Here is a 22,104-nt window from a genome sequence, read left to right on the forward strand (position 1 = left end):
CGAATCGAAGCCGGTCAGGGCAGGGCACCTGCCGCCGGTCCGGGGCATTGTGAGGACACCGTGAAAAGACAACGACGTGCGAAGATCGTGGCCACTCTAGGGCCCGCGAGTTCCGATGCCGACACCATCAAGCGCCTGTTCGAGGCCGGGGTCGATGTCTTCCGGCTGAACTTCAGCCATGGCAGCAAGGACGACCACCGGGCGCGGCACGACATCATCCGCGCGCTCGAGAAGGAAGCGAATTATCCGATCGCCATCCTGCAGGATCTGCAGGGGCCGAAGATCCGCCTCGGTGCGGTCAAGGACGGCAAGATCGCGCTTCCCACCGGCTCGACGATCAGGCTCGTGCTCGACAAGGCGGCCAGCGATGCCCAGCATCTGCCGCTGCCGCACCCGGAGATCTTCGCCGCGGTCATGCCCGGCCACAACCTGCTCGTCGATGACGGCAAGGTCCGCCTGCAGGTGACCGGCTGCACCAACGACATGATCGAGGCGCGCGTCGTCACCGGCGGCGTGGTCAGCGACCGCAAGGGCGTCAATCTGCCCGACACCGTGCTGGACCTGTCGCCGATCACCGCAAAGGATCGCGAGGACTTGGCCTTCGGGCTGGACCTTGGCGTCGACTGGGTGGCGTTTTCCTTCGTCCAGCGCGCCTCGGATTTGATCGAGGCGCACGCTTTGGTCGGCGGCCGCGCCGGCGTCATGTCCAAGATCGAGAAGCCCTCGGCGCTGACGGCGATCGACGACATCATCGCGCTGTCTGATGCGGTCATGGTGGCCCGCGGCGATCTCGGCGTCGAGATTCCGACCGAGGACGTCCCCGGCGCGCAGAAGGATCTGGTCCGGCTCTGCCGCCTCGCGGGCAAGCCGGTGATCATCGCGACGCAGATGCTGGAATCGATGATCCTGACGCCGACCCCGACCCGCGCTGAAGCCTCCGACGTCGCCACCGGCATCTATGACGGGGCCGACGCGGTCATGCTCTCGGCCGAGAGCGCCTCGGGCCAGTTCCCGGTCGTGGCGGTCGAGACGATGGACCGGATCATCCGCCGCACCGAGCAGCACGGTTCCTATCGGCCGATCATCGAAGCGCTGAAGCCGACGGTCGAACCGATGCCGCAGCATGCAGTCGCGGCCGCCGCCGCCGAAGTCGCCGACGTGATCGGCGCCTCGGCCATCGTCGCCTTCACCCAGAAGGGCACGACCGCCTACCGGATCGCTCGCCAGCGCTCGCCGGTGCCGATCCTCGGCCTGACGCCGGAGATCTCGACCGCGCGCCGGCTCGCGCTGCTCTGGGGCACCTACAGCATCCAGTGCGACGAGGTCGGCGAATACTCGCAGATGGTCGAGCAGGCGGCGGCCCAGGCGCTCGCGGCGGACTACGTCAAGCGCGGCGAGAAGATCGTCGTCGTGGCCGGCGTCCCGTTCGGCCAGGCCGGCAGCACCAACAATCTCAGGGTGGTGGCGGTCTGACGCTTTCGGCTGTCGTCGCCCCCGTTTCCATCAGAAGTCGACAAGGGGGAAGACGATGGCCAGTTCAGCAATCCAGCAGAGGGTCCAGCAGGATCGCCAGGATGCGGCGACCTTCTGGATCCGCTTCTCGCGCGACGGGGTCGAGGGTTTCGGCACGGTCGCGGGCGAGACGGTCGCGGTCCACGTCGGCGATATGTTTGCCGGCGCAGAACCGACCGGCGAGACCGTGCCGCTCGGCGAGGTAACACTTCTGGCCCCGACGGCGCCCTCCAAGATCATCGCGCTGTGGAACAACTTCCACGCGCTTGCCGCCAAGATGTCGATGCCGGCCCCGGTCGACCCGCTCTATCTGATGAAGGCGCCGTCCTGCCTGGCGGCGCCGGGCGCCACCATTCCCCGGCCGCCATCCTATGCCGGTCGTGTCGTCTATGAGGGCGAGCTCGGCATCGTCATCGGCCGGCATTGCAGCGGCGTCACGCCGGAGGCGGCCGGCGATTTCATCTTCGGCTATACCTGCGTCAACGACATCACGGCGGCCGATTTGATCGCGGCCGATCCGACCTTCGCGCAATGGGTGCGGGCCAAGAGCTTCGACGGTTTCGGGCCGTTCGGGCCGGTGGTGGCGAGCGGGCTCGATCCGAGCAGCCTGACGATCCGCACCGTGCTCAACGGCCAGGAGCGCCAGAATTATCCCGTCGCGGACATGATATTCCAGCCGCATGAGCTGGTCAGCCGGCTCTCGCACGACATGACGCTGCTGCCCGGAGACCTGATCTGCTGCGGCACCTCGCTGGGCGTCGGCACCATGAAGGACCCAGTGAACATGGTCGAGGTGACGATCGACGGCATCGGCACGCTGACCAACGGCTTCGTGCAGTAGCCTCGGCTTTCGCGGATCGCGGAAGGCTGGCCTTCAATCGAAGATGTCGGCGTGCTCCACGCTCAATCGAAGATGTCGGCGTGTTCGTCAACATAGGCCGCAAGGCCGAGCGCATGGTCGCGCGACAACTGCTCGGCTTGCACCATGTCGCGGCGCTCCAGCGCCTCGATGATCTTCAGGTGATCGACGATCGAACGGCTGGCGCGGTCGTCGCGGCCGATGGTCATCTGGCGGATGCCGCGCACATGCAGCAGCAGGTTGTCGGTCATATCGACCAGCAATTTCGAGCGGCTGAGCCCGATCAGTGTCTGATGGAAGACGACATTGGTGTCGGAATATTCGGTGACGTGGTCGGAGGGCTTGTGGGCATCGTTGAAGCCCTTGAACAGGATGCGCAGCGTGCCGATCTCGGCATCCGTCGCATGCTGGACCACCAGCCGCGCCGCCATGCTCTCCAGCGCCGCCCAGGCCTGGATCATCTCGACGACTTCGCTCTTGGTCTTCTTCAGCACCATGATGCCGCGGCGCGGCAGCGACTTCACGAAGCCCTCCTGCTCCAGCATGGCGACCGCTTCGCGCACCGGTGTCCGGCTGACGCCGAGCTTCTCGGAAAGCTGGCGCTCGTCGATCCAGGTCGGCTCGGGTGAGCCGTAGATGTCCATGTTGATGATCGCCTGCTTCAGCGCGGCGTAGACTTTCGTCTTGAAGGTTTCCTCGGGCGCGAAACGCTCGAGCACGAGGCTCTGCGCGGAACTCTCCGGCGGAGACTTAAGCCTTGGAACTTTCAAAGGGAGCAACTCCTGCACCAGGCCGAGATGCGCGAGTCGCGCACGCTGGTCTATGTTCATGGTCTACCAGATACCTCGGCTTGGTTGAAATCCCTGTTTCAGGCGCAACCGGCCTTATCGTGCATTTCTGGCGCCAGAACCGGTTCCGCCGCGGCGGTCGATCGCCGCCGTCGCGCGCTTGCCGTCGAATGTCCCGACTTTGAGCGAGATGGGCAGGCCGCGAAGACCGCGTCAGAACGACCACTCGATCTCGGCGACCCGCTGTTTGATCTCGGCGGCCCGTCTTTGCACGGTCATCGGCTGCCGGCGCAGCACGTCGACGAGCGTTTCTCCAAGGCGTGCCGGCGAGGGCGAGACCTTGATGCCGGCGGCTTCCATGGCGGCGATCTTGTCCTCGGCGCCGCCCCCATCGCCCGCGATAAACCCGACCATMGGCTTGCTACGGCCGCGCTTGGCCTCGTCCTTGATGAACTGCGCCGCRTCCTCTTCCGCCGAGCCGCCGATCTCGCCGATCATCACGATCGAGGTCGTCTTCTCGTCGGCGAGGAACATCTCCAGCATGTCGATGAACTCGGTGCCCTTGACCGGGTCGCCGCCGATGCCGACCGCSGTGGTCTGGCCCAGACCCTCGCGCGTGGTCTGGAACACTGCCTCATAGGTCAGCGTGCCCGAGCGCGAGACGATGCCGACCGATCCCGGCTTGAAGATGTTGGCCGGCATGATGCCGATCTTGCACTCGCCCGCCGTGACCACGCCGGGGCAGTTGGGCCCGATCAGGCGCGACTTCGAGCCGACCAGCGAGCGCTTGACCCTGACCATGTCGAGCACCGGGATGCCCTCGGTGATACAGATGATCAGCGGGATCTCGGCATCGATCGCCTCGCAGATCGCGTCGGCCGCGCCCGGCGGCGGCACATAGACCACCGAGGCATCGGCCCCGGTCTTCGCCTTCGCCTCGTGGACGCTGTCGAAGACCGGCAGGCCGAGATGAAGCGAGCCGCCCTTGCCCGGCGAGGTGCCGCCGACCATCTGCGTGCCATAGGCGATCGCCTGCTCGGAATGGAAGGTCCCGTTCTTGCCGGTGAAACCCTGGCAGATGACCTTGGTGTTCTTGTCGATCAGAATGGACATGGATCCTCCCCAGGATCGTTTTCGACTCATCCCGTCGATCTGTGCTCGATCGTTCACCGGGATTGGGCACGTTATTGGCATTTGGCATGCCAATATGAATGGCTGTCAAGAGAGGATGGTTGCAGGCGCAACAAAAAGCCAGAACCTCTTTCGAGATTCTGGCCCAAGGTGGTCGAGGGAGACGAATAGGGTTGGCGGATTATTCCGCTGCGACGCGTGACGGGGCCTCCGTGACGCCGGTCGCACCGGATGCCATGATGGCTGCGATGCGGCTGTCATCGAATTTCAGCACGTCGCGCAGGATCTCGTCGGTATGTTCGCCGAGCAGCGGGGAGCGCGTCACCTCGGTCGGGCTGGCGGAAAGCTTGATCGGATTGCCGACCGAGAGATATTTGCCGCGCGTTGGATGGTCGACCTCGACCACGGTCCCGGTCTCGCGCAGCGACGTCTCCTCGGCGATCTCCTTCATCGACAGGATCGGGCCGCAGGGAATGTGGTAGATGTTCAGGATGTCCATGGCCTCGAACTTGGTCATGGTCATGGTCCATTGCTCGATGCGCCCGAAGATCTCGTTCAGCCGGGGCAGGCGGGCAGCGGGCTTGGCGTAATCGGGATCGGTCTTCCAGCCGGGCTCGCCGATGACGTCGCAGATCGCGCCCCAGACCGGGGTCTGGGTGATGAAATAGATATAGGCGTCGGGGTCGGTCTCCCAGCCCTTGCACTTCAGGATGCGGCCAGGCTGGCCGCCGCCGGAATCGTTGCCGGCGCGCGGCACGGCCTTGCCGAAGGGGATGCCCTCGCCGAACTGGCTGTATTCCTTCAGCGGTCCGTGCTCCAGGCGCTGCTGGTCGCGCAGCTTGATGCGGCAGAGGTTGAGCACGCCGTCCTGCATGGCGCAGTCGACCTTCTGGCCGAGCCCCGACGTCGTGCGATGGAACAGCGCGGTGACGATCCCCAGCGCCAGATGCAGGCCGGTGCCGGAATCGCCGATCTGCGCGCCGGTCACCAGCGGCGGCCCATCGCGGAAGCCGGTGGTCGAGGCCGAGCCGCCGGCGCATTGCGCGACGTTCTCATAGACCTTGCAATCGGCATACGGGCCCGGGCCGAAGCCCTTCACAGAGGCGACGATGAGGCGCGGATTGACCTCATGGAGCCTCTCCCAGGAGAAGCCCATGCGGTCGAGCACGCCCGGCGCGAAATTCTCGACCAGCACGTCGCAGACCTTGGCCATCTCCCAGAGCACTTCCATGCCCTGAGGGTTCTTGGTGTCCAGCGTGATCGAGCGCTTGTTGTGGTTCAGCATCGTGAAATAGAGGCTGTCGGCTTCGGGCACGTCGCAGAGCTGGCCGCGCGTGATGTCACCCGTTCCGGGGCGCTCGACCTTGATCACATCGGCCCCGAACCAGGCGAGGAGCTGCGTGCAGGTCGGCCCCGATTGCACATGGGTGAAATCGAGAATCCTGACGCCTTCGAGCGCTTTCATTGCGTTCTCCCCCTTTCTTGCCGCCGGTTGTCTCCGGCGCCGGCTTGCCTCCGACGCCGGGAACTTCTTCTGTGCAGCTTATTTCTTGCGGACCACGCTTTGCGGGTTGAGGTTGCCGATGCGGCCGCTCTCGGTGCCGGCGGCGGGATCGATCACGGCGTTGATCAGCGTCGGCATGCCGGAATCCATCGCCTTGTCGACGGCGCGCTTCAGCTCGTCGGGCGTGGTCACGTTCACGCCGACGCCGCCGAAGGCCTCCATCATCTTGTCGTAGCGCGCATTCGCGACGAAGACGGTGGTCGCGACATCGCCGCCGAGCGGATTGACGTCGGTGCCGCGATAGATGCCGTTGTTGTTGAAGATCACGATGCAGACCGGCAGATTGTACCGGCAGATCGTCTCGACCTCCATGCCGGAGAAGCCGAAGGCCGAGTCGCCCTCGACGGCGAGCACGGGCTTGCCGGTCTCGATGGCGGCGGCGACGGCAAAGCCCATGCCGATACCCATGACGCCCCAGGTACCGACATCGAGGCGCTTGCGCGGTTGGTACATGTCGATGATGCCGCGCGCGAGATCGAGGGTGTTGGCGCCTTCATTGACGAGGATCGCGTCGGGCCGCTCCTTGATGACGGTGCGCAGCGCGCCGAGCGCGCCATGGAAATCCATCGGCGACGAGTTCTTCAAAAGCCGCGGCGCCATCTTGGCGATGTTCTCGTCGCGCTTCGCGTTGACGGTCGAGATCCAGTCGGCTGGCGGGGCCGGCCATTTGCTGTCGATGCCTTCGAGCAGTGCCGAGACGCAGGAGCCGATATCGCCGACCAGCGGCGCGACGATCTCAACGTTGGAGTCCATCTCCTTGGGCTCGATGTCGATCTGAATGAACTTCTTCGGTGCGTCGCCCCAGGTCTTGCCCTTGCCATGCGAGAGCAGCCAGTTGAGGCGGGCGCCGACCAGCATGACGACGTCGGAATCCTTCAGCACCGTCGAGCGCGCCGCGCCCGCCGATTGCGGATGCGTGTCGGGCAGCAGGCCCTTGGCCATGCTCATCTGCAGGAACGGAATCCCGCTTTTCTCGACCAGCGCGCGAATCTCGTCATCGGCCTGTGCATAGGCCGCGCCTTTGCCGAAGATGATCAGGGGACGCTTGGCGCTCTTCAGCACGTCGAGCGCGCGCTTGACGGCGGAGGGGGCGGGAATCTGGGCAGGCGCCGCGTCGATGACCTTGACCAGCGACTTCTCGCCGGCCTTCGCATCCATCGTCTGGGAGAACAGCTTGGCCGGCAGATCGAGATAGACGCCGCCGGGGCGGCCCGAGACCGCGGCGCGGATGGCGCGGGCCACCGCGATGCCGATATCGGCGGCGTGCAGCACCCGGAAGGCCGCCTTGCACAGGGGCTTGGCGATGGCGAGCTGGTCCATCTCCTCATAGTCGCCCTGCTGCAGGTCGACGATCTCGCGCTCGGACGAGCCCGAGATCAGGATCATCGGAAAGCAGTTGGTCGTGGCATTGGCCAGCGCGGTCAGGCCGTTGAGAAAGCCGGGTGCCGAAACGGTGAGGCAGATGCCAGGCTTCTTCGTCAGGTAGCCGGCGATCGCCGCCGCATTGCCGGCGTTCTGCTCGTGGCGGAACGAGATGACGCGGATGCCCGCAGCCTGCGCCATGCGGCCGAAATCCGTGATCGGAATGCCCGGCACGCCATAGATCGTCTCGACGCCATTGAGCTTGAGCGCGTCGATGACCAGGTGGAAGCCGTCCGTCAGCTCCTGCTCGTCTGCATTCTCGCTGATGCTGTGTAGTATCGCGGACATTCCCATTCCTCCTGAAAATCTTTTTTGAAGCCGGTTGTTTCTTGGTGTTTGCGGTCTGGCTCAGTCGAGCTGGACGTATTTTTCGACATGCGCCCTGAGCTTCAGGGTGTGCTCGCGCACAAGCCGCTCGGCGCGCTCGCCGTTGCGGACTTCCATGGCCTCGACGATCTCCTTGTGATCGATGATCGAGCGACGGGCCCGGTCCTGCTCGGAGATGGTGCGCTCGCGGATGGCGCGCACATGCGTGAACAGGCCGTTGGTGATCTCGGCGATGAGCTTGCAGCCCGACAGGGCAATGATCGCCGCATGGAACCGGATATTGGCGTCCGAATACTCGCCCATATTCGAGTCGAGATCGGCGCTGTCGAACGTATCGACGAGTCGGTGCAGGTTCGCGATCTCGGCGTCGGACGCGACCTGGGTCACCAGTCGCGCGGCCATGCTCTCGAGCGCGGCCCAGACGGTGATCATCTCCAGGACCTCGGCCTTGGTCTTGCGCACGATATAGATGCCGCGGCGCGGCGCGATCCTGACCAGGCCTTCCTGCTCGAGCTGGGCGAGGGCCTCGCGCAAGGGCGTGCGGCTGACGCCGAACTGGAGCGAAAGAGCGCGTTCGTCGAGCCGCAGCTTGGCGCCGTCATCATAGATCTTCATCGCGCCGATCGCGGCTTTCAACGCATCATATGCGCGGCTCTTGAGGCTCTGGACCTCTTCGATCGGCTGGATGTCTAGGCGAGCTCTGACCATTGCGGATCGTGTTCCGTGCCGTCACGACCAGCCGTCTCGAGGCGCATCATGCGCTGGAAAGCGGTGGTTTCTGGCATACCATATAATGAAAGAAGAGAAGCGCGCAACGGCCATTTTCAGGCAACAATATTGCTGCAGCGCACCTAGAAATGGCATATTGCATGCCACGGAATTTCATCTTAGGCTACTTCCAACAAGGTAGGTCGGTTCTGCGCAGGGCATCGCGCGGTCCCAGAACACGCCGTTTTTTGGGGAAATGCGCCATGGATGAACTGAATGCCCTCATAGGCGGCTTTGCTGTCGCCCTCAGCGCCTATCACATCATGCTGATGGTGATCGGCATCACGCTTGGCGTCATTATCGGCGTGTTGCCCGGATTGGGCGGTGCGAACGGCGTCGCCATTCTGCTGCCGCTGACCTTCACCATGGCGCCGACCGCGGCGATCATTCTTCTCACGAGTATCTATTGGGGCGCGCTGTTCGGCGGCGCCATCACCTCGATCCTGTTCAACATTCCCGGCGAACCCTGGTCGGTCGCGACGACGTTCGACGGACATCCGATGGCGCAGAACGGCAAGGCCGACGAAGCGCTCGTCGGTGCCTTCACCTCGTCCTTCGTCGGCGCGATCTTCGCGGTGATAATGATCACGTTCCTTGCGCCGATGGTCGCTAAATTCGCCCTGAAATTCGGCCCGGCCGAATTCTTCGCGGTGCAGTTCCTGACCTTCGCCAGCTTCTTGGGCATGGGGCGCGGCACGGCCTTCAAGACGCTCGCCTCGATGTGCCTCGGCTTCGCGCTAGCCTCCGTCGGTCTCGACGGTATGACGGGCACGCTGAGGATGACATTCGGCCAGGATGAGCTGCTGAACGGTTTCAAGTTCCTCGTCGCCGTCATCGGCCTGTTCGGCATCGGCGAAATCCTGTCCTCGATGGAAGACGGACTCAAGTTCAATGGTCCCACCGCCAAGCTGCGCATGGATGCGGTCATCCGCACCTGGAAGCAGCTTCCCAGGATGTGGCTGACCTTCGTGCGCAGCTGCATTGTCGGCTGCTGGATGGGCATCACGCCCGGCGGCGCGACGCCTGCCTCCTTCATGGGCTATGGCATCGCCAAGCGCCTCTCCAAACAGGGCAAGAATTTCGGCAAGGGCGAGCTCGAAGGCGTGGTCGCGCCGGAGACGGCGGCCCATGCGGCGGGCACGTCCGCGCTTCTGCCGATGCTGACGCTCGGCATCCCGGGCTCGCCGACGGCGGCCGTGTTGCTCGGCGGCCTGCTGATCTGGGGCCTGCAGCCGGGCCCGCTGCTCTTCGTCGAGCAGCCGGACTTTGTCTGGGGCCTGATCGCCTCGATGTATCTCGGGAACGTCGTCGGCCTGATCATGGTGCTGACCTGCGTGCCGTTCTTCGCCGCAATCCTGCGCGTGCCGTTCTCGATCATCGCCCCGGCGATCGTCGTTATCTGCGCGATCGGCGCCTACACCGTGAACAACGCGATGTTCGACGTCTGGATGATGCTGATCTTCGGCGTGATGGGTTATCTGTTCAACAAGCTGCGTTACCCGCTGCCGCCGCTGGTTCTGGCGCTGGTGCTGGGTGATCAGGCAGAGAGCTCCTTCCGGCAGGCGATGCTCGTCTCCCAGGGCGATATCAGCGTGTTCTGGTCAAACTGGCTGTGCGGCGGCATCATGACGCTCGGCCTCGTGATGGCCTTCTGGCCGGCGCTCACAGCCCTGCGGGCCAAGTTCGCGGGAAACGGCGTGGTCGCTCGCCCGGCCTGACCGGTGGTGGCAGCTAACATGGCCGCGCGCAACGTGCGGCCATCGATGACGGCGGTGCCGTCCAACACATCCTCGCAGGAAGACGTCCCTCCGCGAGGCCAAAAATCCAAAAATTTGACTTCATGACGACCAACCGCGGCAGCAAGCCGCCAACAAGGAGAAGCATGATGGTCCGGAGGGGAATATCCAAGGTCCAGGGTATCGCGGCGGTTCTGGCGGCAAGTGCCTGCCTGGCCTCGCCGTCTCTCGCGCAAGGCTGGGAGCCGGCGAAGCCGGTGACCCTGGTCATCCCGGCGGGAACAGGCGGCGGAGCCGACCAGATGGCGCGCTTCATCCAGGGTGTCGTCCAGAAGCACAACCTGATGAAGCAGCCGCTGATCGTCATCAACAAGGCCGGCGGCGCCGGCGCCGAAGGCTTTCTGGAGATGAAGTCTAGCGCCAACGATCCGCACAAGATCATCATCACCCTGTCGAACCTGTTCACGACGCCGCTCGGCACCGGCTCGCCGTTCAACTGGAAGGACATGAAGCCGGTCGCCATGCTGGCGCTCGACCAGTTCGTCCTCTGGGTGAACAACGAGAAGCCTTACAAGACGGCCAAGGAATATATCGAGGCGGTGAAGGCCGGCACCGACCGCCAGTTCAAGATGGGCGGTACGGGCTCCAAGCAGGAAGACCAGATCGTCACGGCGGCGGTCGAACGGCAGACCGGCGGCAAGAAGTTCACCTACGTGCCGTATTCCGGCGGTGGACAGGTCGCGGTGCAGCTCGTCGGAAACCATGTCGATTCGACCGTCAACAACCCGATCGAGGCGGTGGCGCAATGGCGCGCCGGACAATTGCGAGCGCTCTGCATCTTCGACGCCAAGCGCTCGACCTACACGGCGAAGGTCACCGACAAGGAAGCATGGGGCGATATTCCCACCTGCAAGGAATCGGGACTGCCGGTCGAATACCAGATGCTGCGCGGCATCTTCACCACCAAGAATGCGACGCCTGCGCAGGTCGACTACTATGTTGATGTGCTCAAGAAGGTGATGGCGACGCCTGATTGGAAGGAATTCATGGAGAAGGGTGCCTTCAACCAGACCTTCATGACCGGCGCCGACTATGAGAAGTGGGTCGAGAGCGCCCAGGCGCAGCATGCAGACCTGATGAAGGAGGCTGGCTTCCTCGCGACGCAGTGAGCGCGCCGCGAAACTGATCGAACCCGGATCGCGAGCGGGCTTAGGCCCCTCGCGATCCATATGACCCCCTTTTTGCAGCGCCGGCGCGATGAAACGCACAGATCCGGCGAGGAGCATTCCAATGAGCACCAACGAAGAAGCCGAAGGCCGGCCCCTCGCCAGTTATCGCACGCTCGATATCGCGGTGGCGATCTTCTTCCTGGTCGTTTGCGCGATTGTCATGGTCGACAGCCTTCGCATCGGCATCGCCTGGAAGGCTAACGAAGGGCCGCAACCGGGCCTGTTTCCATTCTACATCGTCCTGGCGATGGGGATCGCGAGCCTCGTCAACCTGGCTAGGGCGCTGCCTCACACCGAAGAGGGTGCGGAGGCGGCGGTGAGTTCCGTGGGCCTCGGGCGAATGGCGGCGATCTTCGTTCCCGCCGTCGTCTTCGTGCTGGCGACGCATTTCATCGGGATCTATGTTTCGGCCACGATCTATATCGGCGCCTTCATGCTGTTCTTCGGCAAGTTCCCGCTGTGGAAGGCCGTCGTGGTCTCGCTCGGCATCGCGATCGTCAACTTCCTGATGTTCGAGGTCTGGTTCCTGGTGCCGCTGCCGAAGGGCCCGCTGGAAGCCGCGCTCGGCTACTGACCGCCGGTTCAGGGCGCAGGTATAGGTCATGATGGTGCCCGCTGCCTGATGCGCCGGGCCGGAGAGAACCAAGCGCCGCGGCCGAGCAAGGCTGCGGCGTTTGCATTTGCCTCGACATCCGCTGGGCACGTCGGTCTCCCATATCGCAGCGCGGGTTTTTCCCGAAGCGCGGTCGATGAGGCCGACAGCGTCGCTCAGGCCTGCGCCGAGCGCCAATGCGGATAGGTGACATAGGCGGTCAGCGCGCCTTCCTCGTGCGAGCGGATCATCACCGCTTCACCTTTGGGCATATAGACGATTTCGCCGGGGCCCGCAGTGACCGTGCCGGCATCCGTCGAGACCGAAAGCCGCCCCTCCAGAACGATCATGACGTCGTCGACCGACATCGTTTCAGTAAGGCTCTGCCCGGGTGCGTAGCGTCCATAGCCGATCGTGATCGGCCCGCCCTGCTGCTCGTCGACAAGATTGCCGACGAACACATCGGCTGGCTGGCCGGGCGAGCGTTCCAGCGACGCGTCGGCAATCGAGAATTTTTGCAGTTTCATCATCACGCTCCACAAGAGGTGGGGAGACATCGCGGTGTCGCAGAACCAGGACCGAGTACGGCTTTGCCGGGCTAAAAGTTCCCACGATGGTCTCGATGCAATCCGGGCGCCGGGCTTAGCAGCGGCGCGCCTATCCGCCGGCGACCTTGCGCAGGGCGGCTTCGATCTGACCGCCGCAATAGGCATCGCCGTAATCTTTTCGGGCCTTCTCGGCCAATCCGGCCAGGGCCGGCAGATCGGAGATACGGCGAACGAGCGCGCTGGTCGCAGGCGCGGTCTCGGAGAAGATCGCTGCGGTCTCGGAGAAGCGATCCGCCATCGTCGTCCACAGGGTCGCGGTCACGACATCGGCGATCCCCGGCGCCTCGCCTCCCAGCAGGAAGCCGGCCTCGCTGGTCAGGCCATGCCGGCGCCCGGTCTCCTCCCAGAACGACATCCACCTCTTGAGACGAGGCAGGAACTCGCGCCATTTGGCGTCGGTCCACATCGACTGCCCGCCCTGCAGCGTGATCTCGTCGATGACGTCATTGGCATCGTTGACGACCTTCATGGTCAGCGCGCGCAACGGTGCCGTCGCCGGCATGAGGTCGAGCGTCTCGCCGAGATAGAGAACGATCGCCGGCATCTCCGCGATCGCGAAGTCATTGGCGTGGTCGATCAGGAGCGGCGGCCCCATGAACGGCACCGGCATGGTCTCGACCGGGGCCGTCATGAGCTTTTCGATCTCGCCGTCGCCGGCCTCGCGCCAGTCCTTGCCGGCCCAGGCCAGGACCGCCCGCACGAACTGGCCCCGGAATGGGACCGACCAGTAATAGAGCGTATAATCGGGCATTGGCCGGCCTCCTGCCTGTCGCGATTGAATAGGAAACGCAGCAGGGGCGTCGTCGGTTCGGGCTGCGTTCAAATCACCCGATCGCGATCAAGGGTATGACTCCCACGACGAGCCGAGCCCACTTGGTGCGAAGCGGCCCAATCCGATCTTTCGCAGGGCGGCGATGGACCGATTCTTGCCCGGTCTCAAGCTTGGCAGGAGAGCCTTCTGGACTGCGTCTTGACCGCTTCGTAGCATTCGCAGGAGGCGCTCCTCAGCGCGTCGTGCCTGATGATCTCGATGTTGCCCCGGCTATACCTGACGATCCCCGCCTCTTGCAGCGCATGGGCCGCGGTTGAGATGCTGTTGCGCTGCACGCCGATCATCTGTGCCAATGACTCCTGCGTAAGCTCGAATTTCTTCCTGCCCGCCAGATCGACCATCCGGAGCAGGCAGCGTGCGAGGCGTCCCTCGACCGAATGTATCGCATTGCATGCCACGGACTGCTGGGCCTGCGCAAAAATCGCCTGCTCATGCCGAAACAGGGTGTTACAAAAACTGATGCTACGCGACGCGATGGCTCGAAAAACTCTGACATCCAGAATCGTTGCCAGACCTGGAAGTTGAACAATCGCGTGATTCAACGAGATAGTGTCACCAAGCGCTGCCGCCGCGCCAAAGATACTGTCGCGGCCTATCATAGCGATCTCGACCATGCCGCCGCCGGCCAGGCTGACGACGAGCGAGATTGCCCCGTCATGAGGGAAGAAGACATTGGACAATCGTTCGCCGGCGCCCACGATGACCGTGCCCTGAACAAGCGGAACCTTTTGAAGATGCGGGCGGAGAGCCTCGAATTCGTCAGCCGGCAGCGCCGCGAGCAAAGCATTGGGCGAGCGCGGCGGGCCTTCCATGACCGCTCCGGCTGAAGTCAGGCAGGAACTCACTTGGTCTTCTGACGTCGACACCCCCTAGCTTCGGCATCGACGTTACGAACAGCATGAACCCTTGGTCGCTCGATAGCAATCAATTCGCCATTTTGCTTTCATGCTAAACACGCTGGCGGGTGGACGCAGAGGAAATTCGATCCAAATTCTAGGCAAAATGGAGATTTGACGAATAAGCGGGCGCGAATCGACTTTGCTTGGGGCTTTGCGCCGACACTCCGGGGGGGAGAAGTCAGTTGTGACGCACATTCTCGTGGTTGACGACGACCAGTTGATTTGCTTTGCGATCCGCGCCTGGCTTGAAGCAAGCAACTTTTCCGTTTCCGTTGCCTATGGCGCAGAAACCGGGCTTCAGGCACTAGACGAAACGGCGTTCGATCTCATGATCGTCGATATCTTCATGCCACGCATGCGCGGGTTCGAATCGGTCAGGCTGTTCCGCCAACGCGCGCCGGCCGTGCCCCTGCTAGCTATCTCCGGCTACGTCTTCGCCGAACATCGCGCTGCAGCCCCGGATTTCTTGAGTATGGCGCTCGAACTCGGTGCCACGCGCTGCTTGCGCAAGCCTTTCACGCCCAAGATGTTGTTGGCTGAGATCGACGTTTGTCTGGAGAAATCCCACAGCCTGAAGATGACAGCCATTGCCCATTAAGCCGGAATCCAACGCCAGGAGTCCGGAAGCAAGATGGCTGAACGCCGTCGTGGAAACCGCAGTCGATGGCGTTATCCTGATAGACGCGCTTGGCAACGTGCTGATGTTCAATTCCGCTTGCGAAAGACTGTTTCAGTTTCCGGCCGAGGAGGTGATAGGACGGAACGTTAAGATGCTGATGCCAGACTCCTATAGTCGGGATCACGACAAGTATATCGACAATTTCAATCGGACTGGAGAGCAGAAGATCATCGGAATCGGCCGGGAGGTCATGGGGCGCCGCAAGGACGGTACGACGTTTCCCATGAATCTCTCGGTAGGAGAAGCAAAGCAGAACGACGGCTCGATCTTTGTCGGGATCATTCACGATCTCACTGAGCGCGAAAGGGCGGAGCGGGCCCTGCGCGAGAGCAGCGCCCGCCTCAAGGCCGTCGTCGACACGGCAGTCGACGGCGTGATCCTGATCGATGCGCGCGGCTGCATCATGGAATTCAACCCCGCCTGCGAAAAGCTGTTCCAGTATCGCGTCGACGAGGTCGTTCGGCAGAACGTCAAGATGCTGATGCCGTCCTCCTATCGTGTCGAGCACGACGGATACATCAACAATTTCCTGGCGACCGGCGAGCGCAAGATCATCGGGATCGGCCGCGAGGTGATTGGCCAGCGCAAGGACAGTTCCACATTTCCGATGGACCTGTCGGTGGGAGAGGCCAGACAGGACGGCGAATCGATCTTCGTCGGCATTATCCGCGATCTCACCGGGCGCAAGCGAACCGAGGAACTGTTGGTTCAGGCCCAAAAGATGGAGGTGGTCGGGCAGCTCTCGGGCGGCATCGCCCATGATTTCAACAACCTCCTGACCGTGATCGTCGGCAATGCCGAATTCCTCAGTGAAAAGCTCAAGGCCCGACAGGACCTGCAGCAACTCGCAGAAGATATCGGGCGCGCCGGCGACCGCGGCGCCGAATTGACCCAGCGTCTGTTGGCGTTCGGCCGGCGGCAGATTCTCCGCCCGACTGACATCGACTGCAACGGCTTATTGGGATCGATGCAGAAACTGCTGCAGCGAACCTTGCGGCAGGATGTCGAGTTCAAGGCCCATTTCGATCCTGCTGTCTCGTCCATCTTCGCGGATGCTGCGCAGCTTGAATCCGCAGTGCTGAACCTTGCGGTGAACGCCCAGGACGCCATGCCCGCGGGCGGGCGGCTGACGATTTCGACGGCCAACGCAACCCTCGACAATCACTATCAGAGCCTTCACCCGGAAGTGCTGCCCGGCGAATATGTCCTGATCGCCATCACCGACGAGGGCGAAGGCATGTCGAAGGACGTGATCGATCATGCGTTCGAGCCCTTCTACACGACAAAGGAGGTCGGCAAGGGCAGCGGGCTGGGCCTGAGCATGGTGTATGGTTTCGTCAAGCAATCGAACGGTCACGTTTCGATCTATAGCGAGCCGGGCCTGGGCACGACGGTTCGGATTTATCTGCCCCAGGCCGGTTCGAAGCCTCCGGTATCTCCGGAGCAGCCGCCGGCCGATCAGGGCTCGCTGCCGCGGGGCAGCGAGAGGGTTCTTGTCGTCGAAGACGACCCCTTCGTTCGATCCTACTCGATCAAGAGTGTCGAGAGCCTGGGCTATTCGGTCATCTCCGCCGTCGATGGCAATGATGCGCTGCAAAAGCTCAGGGCGGAAACCCGGATCGATATCCTGTTCACCGACATCGTGATGCCCGGCGGCATGAATGGCTGGCAACTCGCCGATCTCGCCTGCCAGTTGCGGCCGGGATTGCGCGTGCTGCTAACCTCCGGATACGCTTTGGAAACGCTGGTCAAGCATGGCCGGCTGCGTGAAGGCGCCCTCGTGCTGACCAAGCCCTATCGGAAAGCCGATCTTGCCCGGCGGCTGAAAGACGTCCTCGGCGTATCCGATCAGAGCGGTCCGTCCACCGAAACGCTGGTCGTCGAGCAAGGCGCGTAGATCGGAATGACGCGCGAGTTGCCTATTGCGTCGCCGCTACAGCGCCTGGCTCATGAGGCCGTTGTGCCTGCGCCTCATGGCCCTGCCATGGGAAGAGGGAACGCGCTAAACCCATCCGCCGTCGACGACATAGTGCTGCGCGGTGCAGGCCGAGGCCTCGTCGGAGGCGAGGAAGACCGTGAACTTCGCCAGTTCGTCCGGCTCCAGCCTGCGCTTCAGGCATTGTCTGCGCATCAATTCGGCTTCGCTCTCGGGCGTCAGCCATTTCTCGATCTGGCGCTCCGTCATGATCCAGCCGGGCGCGATCGCGTTCACGCGGATATTATGGGGGCCGTAGTCACGCGCCAGCGAGCGCGTCAGGCCGATCACGCCCGATTTGCTGGCGGTATAGGCGGCCATGCCACCCTGGCCCGCCATCCATGAGGTCGAGCCGAAATTGATGATGACGCCACGATGGGCGGCTTGCATCTCCGGCAGCACCGCCTGGGCGGCGAAGAACTGGTGCTTCAAATTCACCGCGATGCGGTCGTCCCAGTATTCAGGCGTCACATCCGCGGTCGCATGCCGCTCGTCATGGGCGGCATTGTTGATCAGAACCTCGATCGGGCCATGCAGCTTGCGCGCGACTGCGATACCCGCCCGCAGGGCAGGGATGTCGGTGAGGTCGACCTGCTGGAAATGAGCTGCGGTGCCGCCGGAGCGAAGCTCCTGCGCCAGCGTTTCGCCGGCCTCGTGCAGGATGTCGAACAGGATCACCGTCGAACCTTGCCCGGCAAAACGCCGCGCGATCGCGGCACCGATCCCCGAGGCGCCACCGGTGACGAGAACGACCTTGCCTTTGAGGTCTGGGTAGACGGCGGCCATCGTGAACTCCAACAGGGATTTGCATCAGCGCGGACTGCCGAACGGAAAGCACCGGCTGGACGCAGCCGGTGCTTTCCGTTCGGCAAGCGATCATATAGCGCAGTTTTTGAGTTGCGCACCTCAGAATTTGAGTTACGCTGCGGGCAACCCGCAAAGACGGGAGCAGGGAGGATATAATGCGATTTCTGACGAAGCTGGCGCTCGCCGCCGCAGGACTGACGCTGACCCTCGGAACAGCCTCCGCACAGACCACCGTCCGCTGGCTCCACCTCGAGCAGAACCCGGCCCAGGTGAAGATCTGGGAAGAGGTCGTTCGGCGTTTCGAGGCCAGGAATGCCGGCGTCAAGGTCGAGATGCAGTTCCTCGAGAACGAGGCCTACAAGGCCAAGCTCCCGACCGTGCTGCAGTCTCGGGACCGGCCGCACATCCTCTATTCCTGGGCCGGCGGCGTGCTCAAGGCGCAGATCGAAGCCGGCGTGCTGGAGGACATCACGACCGGCGTCGGCGACTACAAGAACAAGCTCTCGGCGGGGGCCGTCGAAGCCTTCACCATCAACGGCAAGCTCTACGGCCTGCCCTACAACGTCTCGCAGGTCGGGTTCATGTACAACAAGGACCTCTTCACGAAGGCCGCTATCGATGCCAGCGCGATCAAGAGCTGGGACGACCTCCTGGCTGCGGTGAAGACGCTCAAGGCGGCCGGCATCACGCCGATCGCCGTCGGCGGTCAGGACAAGTGGCCGCTGCATTTCTACTGGACCCATCTCGCCGTCCGGCTCGGCGGCAAGCCCGCCTTCGAGGCGGCGCTCAAGGGCCAGAACGGCGGCTTCGAGGGCGAGACCTTCCTGAAAGCCGGCGAGCTGATGAAGCAGCTGGTCGATCTCGAACCCTTCCAGACCGGCTTCCTCGGCTTCAAGAACCAGCAGGCCCTCGGCTATTTCGGCGACGGCAAAGCCGCGATGAACCTCGCGATCTCGCATCACTCCGCCACGCAGCGTGCGCTCGCAGCTGACAAGAAGGGCATCGCCGAGGACAAGCTGGGCTGGATCGACTTCCCGATGCCCGCGGGCGGCAAGGGCAAGCCCTCGGACACGCTGGGCGGCGTCAATGGCTGGATCATCACCAAGGGCGCGCCGAAGGAAGCGGTCGAATTCGTCAAGTTCTTCATCTCTGACGAGGTCCAGCGCGACCTCGCCAAGCAGAATTTCATCATCCCGACCTTTAAGGGCGCGGAAGCGGCCCTGAGCGCTGCCTTCATGCAGAACGTCGCCAGGAACATCGCTGCGTCACAGTACCACCAGAATTTCTACGACCAGGATCTGGGGCCCTCGGTCGGGCGGGTGGTCAATGACGCGACGGCCGAGATCGCCGGCGGCTCGATGACGCCCAAGCAGGCCGCCAAGGCGATCCAGGACGCGTTCAAGCAGGGCAACTGAGCCCGACCCTCCTGCGTCAACCTTGAGAGCGATACCGATGTCTCAGCACAGCGCGGCCGCCGTTATCCGCGGCAGGCCTGCGGCTCCTGGTGCGCGCCGCAGAGCGACGACCGACGGACAGCTCGGCGCTCTTCTGCTGTTCCTGCCGCCGGCCCTGCTGCTCTTCACGCTCTTCGTCGTGCTGCCGATTGGCGAGGCGGCTTGGTATTCCGGCTTCAACTGGAACGGCTTTGGCAGCCCGACCCGCTGGATCGGCTTCGACAATTACCGCTTCGTCTTCGACACCCGCGGTTTTGGCATCGCCTTCCGCAACAACCTGCTGATCATCGCGGTGTCGCTGGTGGTCCAGCTGCCTCTGGCGCTGACGCTGGCGCTGCTGCTCGCCGACAAGTTTCGCGGCTCGGTCGCGCTGCGGATGCTGTTTTTCCTGCCCTATGTGCTGGCCGAAGTCGCGACCGGCCTGATCTTCAGCTTCATCTATGACGGCAATTACGGGCTTCTCGCATCGGTCTACCGGATGTTCGGAGCCGAGGCGCCGCATCTGCTCGCCAGCCCGCAGACCTCGATGCTGGCGATCCTGATCGTCGTCGTCTGGAAGTATTTCGGCTTCCACATGATGCTGTTCATCGCCGCCTTGCAGGGCATGGACCGCAATCTGGTTGAGGCTGCGCGCATCGACGGTGCCTCGCGCTGGCAGGTGCTGCGCCATGTCGTGATCCCGCTGCTCTATCCGACGATCCGCCTGTCGGTGTTCTTTGCGGTCGTCGGCTCGCTGCAGCTCTTCGACTTGGTCATGCCGCTGACCCGCGGCGGACCGGCCGATTCCTCCAATACGATGGTCAGCTTCCTTTACAACAACGGCGTCTCGCGCATGCGCGTCGGCTATGGCAGCGCCATCGGCGTCATCCTGTTCCTGATCTGCGTGACCTTCGCGATTACCTACAAGCGCTGGTTCATGCGCGATGAGTGAAGCCGCCATCCCCGCCCGCCGGCCGCTCGACCCGGTCCTGGTCTACAAGATCCTGTTTCTCGGGATCGTGGCACTGTTCGTCGCCGTGCCGCTGCTCGCGACCCTGCTCGGCGGCTTCAAGACGCTGGGCGAATTGCGCACCAACCCGTTCGGCCTGCCGCAAACCTGGGAGTGGGAGAACTACACCGGCATCCTGTTCTCCGGCCGCTACTGGCAGATGCTGTGGAACTCGCTGGTGATCGCGAGCTTCACCGTGTTGCTGACGCTGATCGTGGCCTCGATGGCGGCCTTCGCCTTCGCCCATATCCGCTTTTTCGGCTCCTCGATGCTGCTGAGCTACCTCACCATGGGGCTGTTGTTCCCGGCTGCGACCGCGATCCTGCCGCTGTTCATAAAGGTCCGCGATCTCGGCCTGCTGGACAGTTATTTCGGCGTGATCCTGCCGCAGGTCGCCTTCGGCCTCGCCATGAGCATCCTGCTGCTGCGGCGCTTCTTCAAGGACCTGCCGCATGAGCTGCTCGAGGCGGCGCTGGTCGATGGCTGCAGCTATTTCGCTTTCTTCCGCCATGTCACCCTGCCGCTGTCGCGGCCGATCCTCGCCACCGTCGGCACCATCACCTTCGTCCATAGCTGGAACAGCTATCTGCTGCCGCTGGTGATGCTGAACTCGGAACGGCTCTATCCCTGGCCGCTCGGCATCATGATCTATCAGGGCGAGTTCTCGTCGGAATGGCACCTGATTCTGGCGTTCATCACGCTCACTTTGCTGCCGACGGTGCTGCTCTTCATCCTCGCGCAGAAGCACATCGTCGCAGGCCTTACCGCTGGCGCGGTCAAGGGCTGAGCTCGCGCTTCAACGAACCGACATCGGACAACATCTGTGGAGACGAGCATGCGCAAAGTGGGGATAGGCATCATTGGCTGCGGCAACATCAGCACGAAATATCTGGAGGCGCTCAAGCACTTCCCGATGGTCGAGCTCAAGGCTGTCGCCGATATGCGCAGTGCCGCAGCCGAGAAGCGCGGCGCCGAATTCGGCGTGCCGGGCTTGCGCGTCGACCAGCTGCTGAAGCGCGACGATGTCGAGATCGTGGTCAATCTCACGGTGCCGCTCGCCCATACCGACGTCAGCCTCGCGGTGCTCAATGCCGGCAAGCATGTCCATTCCGAGAAGCCGCTCGGCATCAACACGGTCGAGGCCCGCAAGGTCATGGATCTGGCGGCCCAGAAGGGCCTGCGTGTCGGTTGCGCCCCGGACACCTTCCTCGGCGGCGGCCACCAGACGGCGCGCAAGCTGATCGACGACGGCGCGATCGGCAGGCCGGTGGCAGGCAGCGCCTTCTTCGGCTGTCCCGGCCATGAGAGCTGGCATCCGGCGCCGGGCTTCTACTATCTGCGTGGCGGCGGACCGATGCTCGACATGGGCCCCTATTACATCACCGACCTCGTGCAACTGCTTGGGCCCGTAGTCGGCGTCATGGGATCGACGGCACGGCCGCGCTCCGAGCGGCTCGTCACCAGCCAGCCGATGAACGGCGCCCTGATCCCCGTCGAGGTCGACACCCATGTCGCGGGCACGCTGGAGTTCGAGAGCGGCGCGGTGGTCTCGATCACCATGAGCTTCGATGTGCCCCAGCACAGCCATTCGCCCATCGAGATCCATGGCGACAAGGCAAGCCTGCTGGTGCCCGATCCCAACAAGTTCGGCGGTGAGGTCAAGATCGCCAGACCGCGCGGGCCGTGGGAGACGATCGCGCTGTCGCATGGCCACGCCGATGGCGAGTTCCGCTCGATCGGCGTGGCGGACATGGCCGCGGCGATCCTGGGCAACCGGCCGCATCGCACCAGCGGCGAGCTCGCCTTCCATGTGCTGGAGGTGATGGAGGCGTTCCAGACATCGTCCAATGAGGGCCGGCGGGTCAAAATCGAAAGCCGTGTCGACCGCCCGGCTGCGATGCCCGCCGGTCGCGCCACCGGCCAGATCGATTGAA

20 protein-coding genes are annotated in these 22,104 nt (G+C 63.5%); 11 read left to right on the top strand and 9 right to left on the bottom strand.

Annotation, left to right across the window (positions count from 1 at the left end):
* Window positions 1–60: 60 nt before the first annotated feature.
* On the top strand, window positions 61–1,473 hold the full coding sequence (gene pyk / locus AC1DYU_RS15210; protein ID WP_476792355.1) for a pyruvate kinase: 1,413 nt from the start codon (window positions 61–63) through the stop codon (window positions 1,471–1,473).
* A gap of 55 nt (window positions 1,474–1,528) precedes the next feature.
* A complete protein-coding gene (locus AC1DYU_RS15215) occupies window positions 1,529–2,353 on the top strand; it encodes a fumarylacetoacetate hydrolase family protein (protein ID WP_476792356.1) in 825 nt (274 codons plus the stop codon).
* A 62-nt stretch (window positions 2,354–2,415) separates the two neighbouring features.
* On the opposite strand, the gene AC1DYU_RS15220 is transcribed toward AC1DYU_RS15215, so the two are convergent.
* From AC1DYU_RS15220 to AC1DYU_RS15240, 5 genes are all read right to left on the bottom strand, one after another.
* Window positions 2,416–3,141 (bottom strand): GntR family transcriptional regulator, encoded by a 726-nt coding sequence (locus AC1DYU_RS15220; protein ID WP_476792412.1) that lies wholly within the window; start codon window positions 3,139–3,141, stop codon window positions 2,416–2,418.
* Window positions 3,142–3,372: 231 nt separating this feature from the next.
* On the bottom strand, window positions 3,373–4,272 hold the full coding sequence (gene sucD, locus AC1DYU_RS15225; protein ID WP_476792357.1) for a succinate--CoA ligase subunit alpha: 900 nt from the start codon (window positions 4,270–4,272) through the stop codon (window positions 3,373–3,375).
* A gap of 199 nt (window positions 4,273–4,471) precedes the next feature.
* Entirely contained in the window at window positions 4,472–5,755 is a 1,284-nt protein-coding gene (gene frc, locus AC1DYU_RS15230; RefSeq protein WP_476792358.1) for a formyl-CoA transferase, read from the bottom strand.
* Window positions 5,756–5,833: 78 nt separating this feature from the next.
* A complete protein-coding gene (gene oxc / locus AC1DYU_RS15235) occupies window positions 5,834–7,564 on the bottom strand; it encodes an oxalyl-CoA decarboxylase (RefSeq protein ID WP_476792359.1) in 1,731 nt (576 codons plus the stop codon).
* A gap of 60 nt (window positions 7,565–7,624) precedes the next feature.
* Complete coding sequence (locus AC1DYU_RS15240) at window positions 7,625–8,311, bottom strand: GntR family transcriptional regulator (RefSeq protein WP_476792360.1); 687 nt, start codon at window positions 8,309–8,311, stop codon at window positions 7,625–7,627.
* Window positions 8,312–8,574: 263 nt separating this feature from the next.
* Between AC1DYU_RS15240 and AC1DYU_RS15245 the strand changes: the two genes are divergently transcribed.
* From AC1DYU_RS15245 to AC1DYU_RS15255, 3 genes are all read left to right on the top strand, one after another.
* The gene (locus tag AC1DYU_RS15245; RefSeq protein ID WP_158487004.1) at window positions 8,575–10,089 is read left to right on the top strand and encodes a tripartite tricarboxylate transporter permease; all 1,515 of its coding nucleotides are present in this window, start codon (window positions 8,575–8,577) and stop codon (window positions 10,087–10,089) included.
* 167 nt (window positions 10,090–10,256) lie between these two features.
* Window positions 10,257–11,276 carry a Bug family tripartite tricarboxylate transporter substrate binding protein gene (locus tag AC1DYU_RS15250; RefSeq protein WP_476792361.1) on the top strand — a complete coding sequence of 340 codons (1,020 nt, stop codon included), beginning with the start codon at window positions 10,257–10,259 and terminating at the stop codon, window positions 11,274–11,276.
* A gap of 121 nt (window positions 11,277–11,397) precedes the next feature.
* Window positions 11,398–11,910 carry a tripartite tricarboxylate transporter TctB family protein gene (locus tag AC1DYU_RS15255; protein WP_158487002.1) on the top strand — a complete coding sequence of 171 codons (513 nt, stop codon included), beginning with the start codon at window positions 11,398–11,400 and terminating at the stop codon, window positions 11,908–11,910.
* 194 nt (window positions 11,911–12,104) lie between these two features.
* Here AC1DYU_RS15255 and AC1DYU_RS15260 read toward each other — a convergent pair whose 3' ends face one another.
* The 3 genes from AC1DYU_RS15260 to AC1DYU_RS15270 form a co-directional block, all read right to left on the bottom strand.
* Complete coding sequence (locus AC1DYU_RS15260) at window positions 12,105–12,455, bottom strand: ethanolamine utilization protein (RefSeq protein WP_476792362.1); 351 nt, start codon at window positions 12,453–12,455, stop codon at window positions 12,105–12,107.
* 130 nt (window positions 12,456–12,585) lie between these two features.
* Window positions 12,586–13,287, bottom strand: a complete 702-nt coding sequence (locus tag AC1DYU_RS15265; RefSeq protein ID WP_476792363.1) for a glutathione S-transferase — start codon at window positions 13,285–13,287, stop codon at window positions 12,586–12,588.
* A gap of 185 nt (window positions 13,288–13,472) precedes the next feature.
* The gene (locus AC1DYU_RS15270; protein ID WP_476792364.1) at window positions 13,473–14,180 is read right to left on the bottom strand and encodes a Crp/Fnr family transcriptional regulator; all 708 of its coding nucleotides are present in this window, start codon (window positions 14,178–14,180) and stop codon (window positions 13,473–13,475) included.
* A 271-nt stretch (window positions 14,181–14,451) separates the two neighbouring features.
* On the opposite strand from AC1DYU_RS15270, the gene AC1DYU_RS15275 reads away from it, so the two are divergent.
* Both AC1DYU_RS15275 and AC1DYU_RS15280 read left to right on the top strand, forming a co-directional pair.
* On the top strand, window positions 14,452–14,865 hold the full coding sequence (locus tag AC1DYU_RS15275) for a response regulator transcription factor (RefSeq protein ID WP_476792365.1): 414 nt from the start codon (window positions 14,452–14,454) through the stop codon (window positions 14,863–14,865).
* The gene (locus AC1DYU_RS15280; protein ID WP_476792366.1) at window positions 14,855–16,843 is read left to right on the top strand and encodes a hybrid sensor histidine kinase/response regulator; all 1,989 of its coding nucleotides are present in this window, start codon (window positions 14,855–14,857) and stop codon (window positions 16,841–16,843) included. Before AC1DYU_RS15275 ends, AC1DYU_RS15280 begins: the two co-directional genes overlap by 11 nt.
* Window positions 16,844–16,948: 105 nt before the next feature.
* On the opposite strand, the gene AC1DYU_RS15285 is transcribed toward AC1DYU_RS15280, so the two are convergent.
* Window positions 16,949–17,707 (bottom strand): SDR family NAD(P)-dependent oxidoreductase, encoded by a 759-nt coding sequence (locus tag AC1DYU_RS15285; protein WP_476792367.1) that lies wholly within the window; start codon window positions 17,705–17,707, stop codon window positions 16,949–16,951.
* A gap of 176 nt (window positions 17,708–17,883) precedes the next feature.
* Here AC1DYU_RS15285 and AC1DYU_RS15290 point away from each other — a divergent pair, with 176 nt between their 5' ends.
* Genes AC1DYU_RS15290 through AC1DYU_RS15305 form a run of 4 tightly spaced genes read left to right on the top strand, consistent with a single transcriptional unit; the run spans window position 17,884 to window position 22,103 of the window.
* Window positions 17,884–19,143, top strand: coding sequence for an extracellular solute-binding protein (locus AC1DYU_RS15290; RefSeq protein WP_476792368.1), 1,260 nt, complete (start codon window positions 17,884–17,886; stop codon window positions 19,141–19,143).
* 37 nt (window positions 19,144–19,180) lie between these two features.
* Window positions 19,181–20,113, top strand: coding sequence for a carbohydrate ABC transporter permease (locus tag AC1DYU_RS15295; protein WP_158486995.1), 933 nt, complete (start codon window positions 19,181–19,183; stop codon window positions 20,111–20,113).
* Window positions 20,106–20,957: a carbohydrate ABC transporter permease gene (locus AC1DYU_RS15300; RefSeq protein WP_476792369.1), complete on the top strand. Its 852-nt coding sequence runs from the start codon at window positions 20,106–20,108 to the stop codon at window positions 20,955–20,957. Before AC1DYU_RS15295 ends, AC1DYU_RS15300 begins: the two co-directional genes overlap by 8 nt.
* A 48-nt stretch (window positions 20,958–21,005) precedes the next feature.
* Complete coding sequence (locus AC1DYU_RS15305) at window positions 21,006–22,103, top strand: Gfo/Idh/MocA family protein (RefSeq protein WP_476792370.1); 1,098 nt, start codon at window positions 21,006–21,008, stop codon at window positions 22,101–22,103.
* The last annotated feature ends 1 nt before the right edge of the window (window position 22,104 follow it).

The organism is Allobosea sp. P2_B12 (assembly GCF_056404835.1).